This is a genomic window from Acinetobacter pittii ANC 4050, assembly GCF_000399685.1.
GTDB lineage: Bacteria > Pseudomonadota > Gammaproteobacteria > Pseudomonadales > Moraxellaceae > Acinetobacter > Acinetobacter pittii_E.
Genome location: NZ_KB976987.1, coordinates 3,379,194 through 3,393,103 on the forward strand (window position 1 = coordinate 3,379,194; position 13,910 = coordinate 3,393,103).

Below are 13,910 nucleotides of genomic sequence, written 5' to 3' on the forward strand. Positions count from 1 at the left end.
ATATTGGCATAGTTTTTGCTTTATTCTTGTGCTTATTAATGTGCTGCAAACTATTTTGGCGCTCTAAAGAGTGAATTCTATGCAGAGTCGTGGGGTCGGACTGCTTTAAAAGAGTGCGAAATAAGTCAAAACATTTTTCTAGCAAAAACCAGTGTACGTAAAAATGGAACAGCGTATATTGGCTTATCAGCCCAAAATTTTTTTTTGCGAAACATTGAGCTAACTATCGTCCGTAGGCAATATCGCAGAAATAAGTTGTTTGTTTGACGCTCGAAAGAGCCTTATTGAAAGAAGGGTACGCTATGCACATGCCATCGCCTAATACTGTAGCTCCCGCTCAAGGTTTATATCAGCCTGATGAGTTTAAGGATAACTGTGGTTTTGGACTGATCGCCCATATGAAGGGTGAATCAAGTCATCATCTTGTGGAAACCGCGATTCACAGTTTAAGTTGCATGACGCACCGTGGTGGTATTGCCGCAGATGGCAAGACGGGAGATGGTTGCGGCTTACTATTGGCGATGCCAAAGCAATTTTTCCGTGATGAAGCAAAAAAACTGAGTGATATTACACTGAGTGAAATTTTTGCTGTGGGTACTGTATTTTTAAATACTGATCCAGCATTAGCGCAACATTCTAAAAATATTTTAACGAAAGAAATCGAGTCAGATGGCTTACGTGTACTGGCTTGGCGTGTTGTCCCTACAAATAACGATGCACTAGGTGAAATTGCACTTCAATCGCTTCCTGCTTTTGAACAGGTCATTGTGAACTGTCCAATGGGTGTGAATGAAGTTGAATTTAACCGTAAATTATTCTTGGCACGTCGTCGTGCAGAACAACAATTACAAAATGATCCGTCATTCTATGTGACTACACTTTGTTCGACAGTAATTAGCTATAAAGGCTTGATGATGCCAGCTGCAATTGCTGAGTTCTATACAGACTTAGCAGATGAGCGTTTAAAATCACATATCGTGGTATTCCACCAACGCTTCTCTACCAATACATTACCGCGTTGGCCTTTGGCTCAGCCATTCCGTTATCTTGCTCATAATGGTGAAATCAACACAATTACAGCAAACCGTAACTGGGCGTTGGCGCGTACTCCTAAATTTGAAAATCCATTATTACCAGGCCTCACAGAGCTTGACCCAATCGTTAACCGTACGGGTTCAGACTCATCAAGCTTAGATAATATGCTTGAGATCTTGGTGGGTGGTGGTATGGATTTATTCCGTGCCTTACGTATGCTCGTGCCACCAGCTTGGCAAAATGTAGAAACTCTAGATGCAGATTTACGTGCTTTCTATGAGTTCAACTCTAAGCATATGGAAGCTTGGGATGGTCCAGCTGGTCTTGTTATTCAAGATGGTCGTCATGCGATTTGTATGCTTGACCGTAATGGCTTACGTCCTGCACGTTGGGTGATTACCAAAAATGATTACATTACCTTGGCATCTGAGATTGGTGTTTGGGGATATGAGCCTGAAGATGTTATTTCTAAAGGTCGCGTAGGCCCTGGCCAAATTTTAGTAGTTGATACCCTAACAGGTAAAGTACTTGATACTAAAGATGTTAGTACGCATTTGAAAAACATGCGTCCGTACCGTGAATGGTTGCGTGACCATGCAATTCGTTTAAAAGCAAATCCAGAACTTGAAGAACAATTAGTTGATAAAGGTTTAACTGGTGATGCTTTAAAAGCAGCTCAAAAAATGTTTATGGTGACATTTGAAGAGCGCGATCAATTGTTGCGTCCAATTGCTGAAAGTGGACAAGAAGCTGTAGGTTCTATGGGTGATGATACGCCAATGGCTGTATTGTCTCGTCAAGTACGCCACGTGACAGATTATTTCCGTCAACAGTTTGCTCAAGTAACAAACCCGCCAATTGACCCACTACGTGAGTCAATTGTAATGTCGCTCGAAACCTGTTTAGGTCGTGAGCAGAATGTATTTGAGCAAGGTCCTGAGCATGCTGATCGTATCATCATCTCTAGCCCTGTATTGTCAAATTCAAAAATGCAGCAAATCCGTAGCATTGAGCGTCCGGGTTACGAAGCAGTTGATATCAACTTAAACTATGCTGAAGAAGAAGGTTTGCAAGCTGCGATTACTCGTATCTGTGAAGAAGCGGCGCAAGCAGTTCGTGACGGCAAAACTTTAATTGTTTTAACAGATAAAAATATCCGCCAAGGTTTATTACCTGCAAACGCAGCACTTGCAACAGGTGCGGTACATCATTACCTCATCAAAACTGGTTTACGTACTGATGCGAACATCATGGTTGAAACTGGTTTTGCACGTGATCCGCACCAATTTGCGGTATTACTTGGTTTTGGTGCAACCGCAGTTTACCCATACCTTGCATATGACGTGATCAATGATTTGATTGCTAAAGGTGAACTTTTAGGTGATCCAATTCATGCGCAAGCAAACTTCCGTAAAGGTATTGAGAAAGGCCTATTAAAAGTTCTTTCAAAAATGGGTATCTCTACCGTTGCGTCTTACCGCGGTGGTCAGCTTTTTGAAGCAGTAGGTTTGTCATCTGAAGTTGTTGATCAATGTTTCTTGGGCGTTCCAAGCCGTATTCAGGGCGCAACATTTGCTGACCTTGAAAAAGATCAGAAAAAATTAGCAGCAACAGCTTGGTCAAATCGTAAGCCAATTGATCAGGGTGGTTTGCTTAAATTCGTATTTGATAAAGAGTACCATGCGTTCAACCCAGATGTGATTAATGCATTACACAAAGCTGTTCGCTCTGGTAAATACGCAGACTTTAAAGAATATGCTGAGCTGGTGAATAACCGTCCAGTAGCGACAATCCGTGACTTATTTAAGTTAAAAACAACGAATTCAATTCCTGTTGAGCAAGTTGAATCAGTTGAAGATATCTTGCCTCGCTTTGACTCGGCAGGCATGTCTTTAGGCGCTCTTTCTCCAGAAGCACATGAAGCAATTGCAATCGCGATGAACACGATCGGTGGCCGTTCAAACTCTGGTGAAGGCGGTGAAGATCCTGTTCGTTACGGAACAATTCGTAACTCGAAAATCAAACAGATCGCATCTGGCCGTTTTGGTGTAACTCCTGCATACCTAACTTCTGCTGAAGTATTGCAAATTAAAGTTGCTCAAGGTGCAAAACCAGGTGAGGGTGGACAGTTACCAGGTGGTAAAGTAAATGGCTTAATCGCGCGTTTACGTTACTCGGTACCAGGTGTAACGCTAATTTCACCTCCGCCACACCACGACATTTACTCAATTGAAGATTTGTCTCAGTTAATTTTTGACTTGAAACAAGTTAACCCGAAAGCAATGGTATCTGTGAAATTGGTATCTGAACCGGGTGTGGGAACAATTGCAGCAGGTGTTGCTAAGGCATATGCGGACTTCATTACCATTTCTGGTTATGACGGTGGTACGGCGGCATCTCCACTTTCTTCAATTCACCATGCGGGTTCTCCATGGGAATTGGGTCTTAGTGAGGCGCATCAAGCACTTCGTGTAAACGACTTGCGCGGAAAAGTACGTGTACAAACTGATGGTGGTTTAAAAACTGGTCTTGATGTGATCAAGGCAGCAATTTTAGGTGCGGAAAGTTTCGGCTTTGGTTCAACACCAATGATCGCTTTAGGTTGTAAATACCTCCGTATCTGTCACTTAAACAACTGTGCAACTGGTGTTGCAACTCAACAAGATCATTTACGTCAAGAACACTACATTGGCGAGCCAGAAATGCTCATCAACTTCTTCCACTTTATTGCGGAAGAAACGCGTGAATGGTTGGCTGCTTTAGGTGTTTCTTCGTTGAAAGACTTAATTGGTCGTGTTGATTTACTTGAAGTATTACCGGGCGAAACTGAAAAGCATGCTCACCTTGATTTAAGTGCGTTATTAACTTCACATCCTTCTGCTGAAGGTAAAGCGCAATACTGTCAAGTAGAAGGTAATGCACCATTTGATAAAGGCGTTTTAGCTGAGAAAATGGTTGCTGAAATACTTCCTGCAATTGAATCAAGTGCAGGTGGTCAGTTCAACTTCAAGGTCGTGAACTGTGACCGTTCGATCGGTGCTCGTGTATCAGGTGAAATTGCTCGTCGCTATGGCAACTTGGGTATGGAAGCACATCCGGTTGTAATGAACTTAACTGGTACGGCTGGTCAGTCTCTTGGGGTTTGGAATGCTGGTGGTTTACATATCCGTCTTGAGGGTGATGCAAACGACTACGTAGGTAAAGGTATGGCTGGTGGTCGTATTTCGATTTTCCCACCACAAGGTTCGCCTTTCCAAACACAAAATACGGCAATTATTGGTAATACCTGTTTGTATGGCGCAACTGGCGGTAAGCTTTTTGCAGCAGGTACAGCGGGTGAGCGTTTTGCAGTTCGTAACTCTGGTGCATTTGCTGTAATCGAAGGTGCCGGTGATCACTGTTGTGAATATATGACAGGTGGTGTTGTGACTGTACTTGGTAAAGTAGGCCATAACTTTGGTGCGGGCATGACTGGTGGTTTTGCTTATGTACTTGACCTTGATAATGACTTCGTAGATTACTACAACCACGAGTTGATTGATTTAAATCGTATTTCAACAGAATCTATGGAAGATCATAAAGAGTTCTTGTTGCGTATTATCGATGAGCACATTAAAGAAACTGGTAGTGCTTGGGCTTATAAAATCCGCAATGAGTTCGATTTCTACAGCCGTAAATTCTGGCTTGTGAAACCAAAAGCTGCTAATTTGCAAACGCTTTTGAAAACAACACAAGCTGACCCACAATAATTCCACGACTGCAAAGACATAGGCAGGTGCGGGCAACAAGGAAATCCGCGCCTACCCACGGAGAGAGACATGGCAGAACGCCTAAATAATGACTTTCAATTTCTGGATGTACCTCGTCAAGATCCAGAGAAAAAAGATATTACTGTCCGCAAAGCAGAATTTGTGGAAATTTATAAACCTTTTACATCGGAAACTGTCACTAATCAGACACACCGTTGTTTAGGCTGTGGTAACCCTTATTGTGAATGGAAATGTCCTGTACATAACTACATTCCAAACTGGTTAAAACTCATCGCTGAAGGCCAAATTTTCCAAGCTGCTGAGCTTTGTCATCAAACGAATACGCTACCTGAAGTATGTGGTCGTGTATGCCCACAAGACCGTTTATGCGAAGGTGCTTGTACCTTAAATGATGGTTTTGGCGCAGTGACGATCGGTAATGCTGAAAAATATATCAACGATACAGCCTTTGCTTTGGGCTGGCGTCCAGATATGTCAGGCGTAAAATGGACTGACAAAAAAGTTGCAATTATTGGTGCTGGTCCTGCTGGTTTAGGCTGTGCAGATATTCTAGCTCGCGGCGGTGTTAAACCAGTTGTATTCGATAAGCGTCCTGAAATTGGTGGCTTACTTACATTCGGTATTCCAGAATTTAAAATGGAAAAAGATGTAATGAAACGCCGTCGTGAAATTTTCACAGGTATGGGCATCGAATTCCGTTTAAATACGGAAATTGGTAAAGACATCACGATTGATGAATTACTTGCTGAATATGATGCTGTATTCATGGGTATGGGTACTTACACCTACATGAAGGGTGGTTTCCCAGGTGAAGATCTTGATGGTGTTTATGATGCACTTGATTTCTTGATCTCCAACGTGAACCGTTGCCAAGGTTGGGAAAAAGATCCAAGTGAATACATCAGCTTGGATGGTAAAAAAGTTATTGTTCTAGGTGGTGGTGATACCGCTATGGACTGTAACCGTACGTCTTTACGTCAAGGTGCTCACGATGTAACTTGTGCATACCGCCGTGATGAAAGCAATATGCCAGGCTCTGCACGTGAAGTAAAAAATGCCTATGAAGAGGGTGTAAAATTCCTATTCAATCGTCAACCGATCGAGATTGTTGGTGAAAATGGTAAAGTGACCGGCGTAAAAGTGGTAACGACACAAATGGGTGAACCAGATAGTCGCGGTCGTCGTAGCCCTGAGCCAATCCCTGGTTCTGAAGAAGTATTACCAGCTGATGCGGTTTTACTTGCTTTCGGTTTCCGTCCAAGTCCAGCGGACTGGTTTGGTAATGCGAATATTAATCTTGATGGTTCAGGCCGTGTTGTGGCAGCTGAAAAACAAGAGTTTAAATTCCAGACATCAAACCCGAAAATCTTTGCGGGTGGTGATATGGTGCGTGGTTCAGACTTGGTTGTTACTGCAATCTGGGAAGGCCGCCAAGCTGCTGAAGGCATTTTGGACTACCTTGGTGTTTAATAAGGCCATTTGTTAAAAGACTAAAAAAAGCCTACTTAAAAGTAGGCTTTTTTTATTATCTACCATTAATCAGTTTGATGTTTTTGGCAAATACAATAAGCTTTTTCGCCCTTTTTAGCTTTTTAGGCTCGCGACATACTTGAAACTTCCTTTTTCAATACAATAGGTGTTGAATATGAACATCGCAGGTATGACGGCAGAAAAATCATATTTAAATCGTCGAAAAGCGTTGGGTATTACAGTACGTCGTCTTGAGTTTAATCCGAAAGCGATTAAACGGCACTATTTTGCAAAATCGCCCCTCATGTCTCATTTTTTAACTGCACTCTCGTCAACGTTTCCGGTAGGAGAGCAATTTTTCGTAAATAGCGTACGTAATGTTCGCGATAAAGTTTCAGACTCTCAACTACAAGCACAAATTGCGGCTTTTATTGGACAAGAGGCCATGCATTCCAAAGCACATGGCGAGTTTAATGAAGCTTGGCGACGTGATGATTATAATCTGGACAGTTTTCAAAATTGGCTAAATCAGCGCGATAAATATTTAAGAACAATTTCACCTAAGCTGCAATTGGCATTGACCTGTGCGTTTGAGCATTTCACTGCTTTACTTGGGGGATATATATTGCAGCATCCAGAGCTATTAAGAACGCTAGATGAAGATGCGCTAAAACTTTGGGTATGGCATGCGATTGAAGAAATTGAACACCGTTCGGTTGCATTTGATGTCTATCAACATGTATATGGTGATGATCGTATCCGACGTTTATTGATGCGTAGTGTCACTACAGGATTTGCGAGTCTCGCTTTTTATGGGACAACGCGTTTATTTTGGCAAGATAAATGGAACAGCTTACCTAAAATTGGAGGTAATCTATTTGGATTGTATTTGTTAATGAAGATGCTTGTTCAGTTAATGCCAGAATACTTTGCATATTACAAAAAAGACTTTCATCCGAATCAAAAAGATTATGGCAGGATGGTTAATTACTGGAAAAGCTCTTTAGCAGAAGAATATCAAATGGCAAGTTTTGAACAAGAAAAAGATCAGCGATTGAGCTAGTAAATAACCGGATCTAAAATCCGGTTTTTTAAAATCAATAAAATAAAAGCAACACAATAATGCCAAAATCATCATACAATCAGGCAAAGAGGTTAAAAATATAAAGAAAAACTTGAGGATAATGTGACGATGAAAACATTGAAACAATTTGCGATTGCAACAACACTTGCCAGTACCTTGCTGTTTTCGGGATGTGGCTATAACACTCTACAAGTAAAAGATGAGGCTGTAACAGCAGCTTGGTCTGAAGTACAAAACCAATATCAACGTCGTTCAGATTTGGTACCAAACCTGGTCAATGTAGTAAAAGGCTATGCTAAACATGAAGAGCAAGTACTCACCGAAGTAACCCAAGCGCGTTCTAATGTTGCGGGTTTAAAAGTTGATAAAGAAGTTTTAGAAGACCCAGCTTTACTTGAAAAATATCAACAGGCTCAAAGTCAATTAACAGGGGCATTATCTCGACTCATTGCCGTTTCGGAAAATTACCCAGATTTGAAAGCTAATACCCAATTCCAAGAATTACAAGTTCAACTTGAGGGTACAGAAAACCGCATTGCAGTTGCACGTAATCGTTATATTACAACGGTACAAGACTATAACTCATATGTGCGTCAATTCCCGCAGGCAGTAACTGCAAAAGTAATTGGTATGCATCCAAAAGCCAATTTCTCTGCAGAAGCATCTGCTCAACAGGCTCCAAAAGTTTCTTTTGATTAATTTTATAAATCAAAGGAGTGCCGTATGAGAAATACTCTATTGCTTCAATCAAAGCAAATTAAGGTCTTTATTTCGACCTTAATTTTGCTCTGTTGTGGTGTTCTTTTTCAGAATACGGCATGGAGTGAAAGTAATATTGCAACTGCTACGGATGAGACTGATACAGTAGTTGCTGGCAAAATTATACAAAAGCAACAAGCTCAAGCTTCTTCAACTAAATTAGAGGGGCAAGCTGCTTCAAGTGCTGCCCCGCAAGTCCAAGTTGCTAACGATATGGCTGATGGTGAATCAATACGTGGTTTGCCAACTTTAAATCAGCCAGTAATTGATCAAGCTAATATTTTAAGTGAGACTGAGAAGCAACAGCTCGATCAAAAAATTCTAAGTTTATATCAACAAGGCAAAGCACAGATTGGTATTGTGATTGTTCCTACTACTGGCCAAGAAGATATCTTTGATTATGCATTACGCATTGGTGAAAAGTGGCAATTGGGATCATCTAAACGTGACAATGGATTACTCATTGCAGTTGCTGTAAATGATCGCCGTATGCAAATTTTAACCGGCTATGGTTTAGAAGGTGTATTGCCTGACATTGTGGCAAGTCGGATTATTCGAAACCAAATTACACCTTATTTTAAACAAGCCCAATATGCGCAAGGTTTAAATGCAGGACTGGATGAAATTGGTAGAATTTTAAATCTTGACCCAGAAGTAGCTCAGCAAGCTGCTCAAGATTTGAAAGAGCGCCAACATCAAGCTGCTGAAGAACAACAAGCCAAACAGACAACGCTGACAATGGCTTTATTTATTCTGGTTGCTGGAATTGTGGGGTCATTTATTGTCGGTCGTCCACTTAGTGCCTCTACAGCAGGTGTTGCTGCTGCGGTAGCAGGTTTCGTAAATGGGGCAGGGCTAGTGACCAGCTTATTACTTGGTTTTGGTATTTTCTTTTTACTCATTACTTCAATTGCCCAACTTATTTTACAGGCCATTTTAAGTGGTTCTGGTGGGGGCGGTCACGGAGGTGGCTTCGGTGGAGGTGGTGGAGGCTATGGCGGCGGCGGAGGTCGTTTTGGCGGTGGAGGTGCTTCAGGCTCATGGTAACAACATCAGAAACAACACAAATTATTACTCAACCAAAAATTGAGGAATCAGTAGAACCTAGCCTAAAACGTTGGTTCAAGCACTTTTGTTACTTGCCAGCCAGCAGCCGTTTTTTTTCAAAACAAGATAAGCAAGCTATTGCCGATGCTGTGCAGCAAGCAGAACATGGGCATATTGGGGAAATACAGGTTGTAATTGAAGGTCATATTCCATGCTCACAAGCCTACAGACAAAATACTCGATTAAGAGCACAGCAGTTATTTGCAGAACTAGGCGTTTGGGATACCGCCTTAAATAGTGGCGTATTGTTATACCTAAATTTATGTGAGCGAACAGTAGAAATTATATTTGACCGTGGTATTAGAAATGCGACCAATGATCAGGTCTGGCAGCAGATTTGTGAAGTAATAGTACAAAAGCTGAAGCAAAAGCAATACCAACAAGCTGTGGTAATGGGCGTACAACAAATTGGAGAGGTGATGTCACGGTTTTATGACGAAAACATGCCTGATCAATCCAATGAATTAGGAAATGCTCCGATTATTCTGAATTAAACTGCCTTGTAACCTTCTTATATTAGCTAATTTTCTTAATTTTACTTTCAAAGGTGACTGACAAAAAGTGTCACCTTTTTTTCTATTTTTAATGAGATTTTTATCACAATAAAGAATTAAAAAATTGAAATAAGTGATGAGCTGTTTTTTATTAGTGAGCTATTGCTAATAAAGTTTGAATGACAATTTTTGTCAATTACTTACAGCGATTATAAGTCTAATACTAATTAAATCTAATGTAACTACTTGTTTTTAAATATTAATAAAAGTTGGCATGGTTGCTGCAATATATTTGATAGCTGAAAAGCTTATATAAAAACATACATACAATCTTTGGGGAAAAGGCTATGAATGCACAAAAAGGTTTTACATTAATTGAACTCATGATCGTGGTTGCCATCATTGGTATTTTGGCTGCAATTGCGATTCCTGCTTATCAAAACTACATTGCTAAGTCACAAGTTAATGCTGGATATTCTGAAATTAGTGCGGTGAAAACGGGCTATGAAGATGCAGTAAATGAGGGTAAAATTCCAGCAGCATTAGGTGATGTTGGCTTTACTGCAGCAAATTCAAATGCATGCAGTAGTTACGGTGTTACTGCATTTACAGCAACAAATGGTGCCGTAACGGATGCAATTACTTGTACTCTTCAAGGTAATCCTAAGATTTCTGGTAAAATTTTATCTTTAAGTCGTACTGCAGATGGTGGTTGGAGTTGTTCAACTGATATTCCTACAACAGATGATAAATTTATCCCTAAAGGTTGTACGGGTGGTGGTACTCCAGCAGCGGGCACTATTACTACATTATAATTAGTAAAGATAATACTATAAAAAATGCACCTTATTTAAGGTGCATTTTTTATCTCAATTTAAATTTATCTTCTTTAATAAATATAGAATTGGGACAATAGATATAGAATTAAGACGAACTTGTCTAAATATTGTCAAAGTAATCTTTTCTTATTTGCATGTATAATTCTCTCAAATTTTGATCTTCAACCTATCGTTATGCAAGTATTCTTCCTATTCCTCGCTGCAATCCTGTTGGGCTTTGCATGGTTGTCGCCATTTCATTATAGCCCTTGGGTGATGTTTTCAAGTGAAGTGAGTACATTCGGGGCTGGGTTATGCGTACTAGCCGTCCTAATTCAACAAAACATTAAAATTCCTAGAGCACAACTCTTATTGTTGCCATTTACCTTAATTCCGCTAGTACAGTGGGGCTTTGGTCTTGTTTTTGATTTGAGTACGGCCTTACTAAGTTCATTTTACTTGCTAGGTTTTTGGTTTATGGTCTTGGCAGGTTACAACCTATCTTTAGATCAGCAAAAGAGAGATCAAATTTTTTCTGGCTTTAGTTTATTAACAATTATTGTATCAATTGCGACCTGTTTTATTTCAATCTGCCAGTGGTTAAATATAGAGTCACATTTTGTCCATATGCTTCACCTGATTGGTAATCGTCCTTACGGAAATTTTGGTCAGCCCAACAATATGGCAACATTCCTAATTATTGGGTTATTAGGATGTTTATACTTATATGAAAAGAATAAGGTGACAGTTTGGGTACTCCTACCTTCAGCACTCATTATTCTGTTTACGATCGCCTTAAGCCAGTCACGCACTTCATGGATCGTTTTTCCATTCTTATTCATCTACTGGGTAGTTAAACAATTTAAAAAACAAAAAAGATTTGGTTTTATTCAAGGTTTCTTGTGGTGTATTGGTTTTTTCATAATGGCTGGCATAGTTCTGCCGTTTGCTACTAGTTTAATTGAAGCATGGGCAAGTACTGATGTAACTCAGGCAAGTAGTTTGGTTGAAAGAGCAAGTTCAGGGTATTTGCGTTTTAATATCTGGTCACAAATGTTGCTTGCTGTACAGCAGCACCCTTGGTTGGGTTATGGTTGGAATCAAACCAGTGTGGCACAAATGACGGTTTATCATGCTTTCCCAACTGGAGAGTGGACGACTAGTGCTCATAATGTGCTGCTCGATTTAATTATCTGGAATGGTATTCCATTGGGTACTGTAATCATTACCTATTTTGCTTGCTGGTTTATTTGGTTAAACCAACAAGCTAAAAATACCATCTCAATTATTGCGATTATGATGGTATGTACAGTACTTATTCATGCCATGCTAGAGTTTCCACAGCGCTACGCTTATTTCTTGCTTACCTGTGGATTCCTACTGGGTATTGTACAAGCTCAGACTCCTGTGCTTAAAGGAATTGTCCTCAGTAAACATCTTCTTCGTTTGTCATGTGTTGTGAGTTTGCTGCTTATTATTGCGATTTTACGTGATTACAATGTCTACGTTCTAAATAGTAATTTGCTTTTTAATAATAAGCGTCCAAACGCTGAATTTATGGGAAGCGGTAAAATTTTTGTTTTAACGCAGTTTGAGCAGCGTTTAAAGTGGATTGAACTTAATCCCCAAAATGCTTTATCTGAAGCTGATTTGGTTGAATGGGCAAATTTTGTAAAGAATAAGCCTACCCCATATAACTTACGTAAATACGCAAAATTGCTTGCTTATAATGGAAAAGTAGAGCAGGCACAGCAGCAGATATTTATTTTACAGCATCTCTATAGACAGAAAATAACGCTATCGGAATTACTAAAAGAAAAGTAATAAAAAAATCCCCTTAAGTATAAGGGGATTTTTTTATGAGAAATTACATTTGGCTCTGGATATAGTTTTCAATACCTACGCTGCCAATAAGATCAATTTGAGTATCTAGCCAATCCCAATATTCTTCTTCTTTTTCTAAAATTTCCTGAACAAGGTCACGAGTGACATAGTCTTGTTCTGTTTCAGCTAAAGCAACCGCTTTTTGAATTGCTTCTATATTTTCTTTTACTTTACGGATATCACACTGGAGAACTTCTTCTGTGTGTTGACCAATATAAAGTTTACCTAAATGTTGAAGGTTAGGTAGACCTTCTAAAAATAAAATACGTTCAATAATTTTATCAGCATGTTTCATTTGACGAATTGATTCTTTATATTCAGCAGAACCAAGCTGCTCAATTCCCCAGTCATTAAACATGCGTGAATGCAAAAAGTATTGATTAATTGCAGTTAAATGATGATACAGCACTTGATTGAGCTGATTAATGACATCACGATTGCCTTTCATTGTAGCTACTCCAAAACAATTTCTGCCTCAAACTTAATCAAGGCAATCTATAAATCCATTTTAGTGAACAATCATGGAGATGGCGAGTAATTTATGGAACAGCAAATGAAAATCGCAATCAAAAACAACACAATATTAGAAAGAAGGTTTTTATGCCAAAAAAAACCGCTTGAATGAGGAACTATGAACGTTCCGCAAAAAGCGGTGGAGGAGTCAATAAATTTTGTTAAATATTCATTTTTATTATGCAGCTACAGAAATACGAGCAGCGATTTCTGCTAATTCTTCGCTAATGATAGCGCGAGCTTCTGGTGCACAGCGTCCACAGCATGTACCAAGATCAAGCAAGTCGCGAATTTCACGATAGCTTTCAGCGCCATTTTCGATAGCGTCTTTAATATCCTGATCAGTAATGCCACGACACAAGCAAACGTACATGGGAGTGATCCCCAAATATAAATGCGATAATTGATATTATTGATAATTATTATCGTTTGTCAATGAAATTCATTTAAAATCTCATTTATACTTATGGGGATTTTGAATAAAAAAAGACCACCTAAGCGGAAATCTAAAAATAATTTAGATTTTTATGCCAAGGTGGCTCATATTTTAAAAATTAAATAGTGAAATTTAGATATTTTAATTTTTATATCTTATTGATTAATAATTACAATTCCGTCCATTTCCACTAATGCACCTTTTGGCAAGCTTGCTACTCCAAGCGCTGCACGTGCAGGGTAGGGTTGAGCAAAATATTCACCCATAATTTGGTTGACGAGTTGGAAATTTGATAGATCAGTTAAAAAAATATTGAGCTTAGCAATATCTGCAAGTGATCCACCAGCAGCTTCACAAACTGCTTTTAAATTATCAAATACACGGCGAATTTGAGCTTCAATACCTTCTACAAGTTCCATACTGTATGGGTCTAAACCAATTTGCCCTGAAAGATATAGCGTATTGTCTACTAAAATAGCTTGAGAATAGGTGCCGATAGCAGCAGGGGCATTTTCAGTATGAATGACTTGGCGGGACATT

General features: G+C 39.6%; 11 protein-coding genes and 1 pseudogene. 9 read left to right on the top strand and 3 right to left on the bottom strand.

Translation table 11 applies throughout. The annotated features are described in order from the left end of the window. Window positions 1-308: 308 nt before the first annotated feature. The 8 genes from gltB to F931_RS19645 all read left to right on the top strand — a co-directional run bounded on the left by gltB (window position 309) and on the right by F931_RS19645 (window position 12,361). Window positions 309-4,784, top strand: coding sequence for a glutamate synthase large subunit (gene gltB / locus F931_RS19610; protein ID WP_171067928.1), 4,476 nt, complete (start codon window positions 309-311; stop codon window positions 4,782-4,784). 69 nt (window positions 4,785-4,853) lie between these two features. Then, window positions 4,854-6,275: an FAD-dependent oxidoreductase gene (gltD, locus tag F931_RS19615; protein WP_016142888.1), complete on the top strand. Its 1,422-nt coding sequence runs from the start codon at window positions 4,854-4,856 to the stop codon at window positions 6,273-6,275. 175 nt (window positions 6,276-6,450) lie between these two features. Then, complete coding sequence (locus tag F931_RS19620) at window positions 6,451-7,338, top strand: metal-dependent hydrolase (RefSeq protein WP_016142889.1); 888 nt, start codon at window positions 6,451-6,453, stop codon at window positions 7,336-7,338. Window positions 7,339-7,467: 129 nt separating this feature from the next. Beyond that, entirely contained in the window at window positions 7,468-8,058 is a 591-nt protein-coding gene (locus F931_RS19625; protein ID WP_002117090.1) for a LemA family protein, read from the top strand. Window positions 8,059-8,082: 24 nt separating this feature from the next. After that, complete coding sequence (locus F931_RS19630; protein ID WP_016142890.1) at window positions 8,083-9,165, top strand: TPM domain-containing protein; 1,083 nt, start codon at window positions 8,083-8,085, stop codon at window positions 9,163-9,165. Beyond that, window positions 9,159-9,719 (top strand): TPM domain-containing protein, encoded by a 561-nt coding sequence (locus F931_RS19635; RefSeq protein WP_016142891.1) that lies wholly within the window; start codon window positions 9,159-9,161, stop codon window positions 9,717-9,719. Before F931_RS19630 ends, F931_RS19635 begins: the two co-directional genes overlap by 7 nt. A gap of 347 nt (window positions 9,720-10,066) precedes the next feature. Beyond that, window positions 10,067-10,534 (top strand): pilin, encoded by a 468-nt coding sequence (locus F931_RS19640; protein ID WP_016142892.1) that lies wholly within the window; start codon window positions 10,067-10,069, stop codon window positions 10,532-10,534. A 198-nt stretch (window positions 10,535-10,732) separates the two neighbouring features. Further along, window positions 10,733-12,361 (top strand): PglL family O-oligosaccharyltransferase, encoded by a 1,629-nt coding sequence (locus F931_RS19645; RefSeq protein WP_016142893.1) that lies wholly within the window; start codon window positions 10,733-10,735, stop codon window positions 12,359-12,361. A 43-nt stretch (window positions 12,362-12,404) separates the two neighbouring features. Here F931_RS19645 and bfr read toward each other — a convergent pair whose 3' ends face one another. Together bfr and bfd are read right to left on the bottom strand one after the other, a co-directional pair. Then, complete coding sequence (gene bfr, locus F931_RS19650; protein ID WP_000678123.1) at window positions 12,405-12,869, bottom strand: heteropolymeric bacterioferritin subunit Bfr; 465 nt, start codon at window positions 12,867-12,869, stop codon at window positions 12,405-12,407. 243 nt (window positions 12,870-13,112) lie between these two features. Beyond that, window positions 13,113-13,307, bottom strand: coding sequence for a bacterioferritin-associated ferredoxin (gene bfd / locus F931_RS19655; protein ID WP_000289091.1), 195 nt, complete (start codon window positions 13,305-13,307; stop codon window positions 13,113-13,115). A 102-nt stretch (window positions 13,308-13,409) separates the two neighbouring features. On the opposite strand from bfd, the pseudogene F931_RS22690 reads away from it, so the two are divergent. After that, window positions 13,410-13,493: pseudogene (locus F931_RS22690) on the top strand (hypothetical protein); the annotation flags it as partial. A gap of 32 nt (window positions 13,494-13,525) precedes the next feature. On the opposite strand, the gene F931_RS19660 reads toward F931_RS22690, so the two are convergent. After that, a complete protein-coding gene (locus F931_RS19660) occupies window positions 13,526-13,909 on the bottom strand; it encodes a RidA family protein (protein ID WP_002116996.1) in 384 nt (127 codons plus the stop codon). Window position 13,910: the final 1 nt, after the last annotated feature.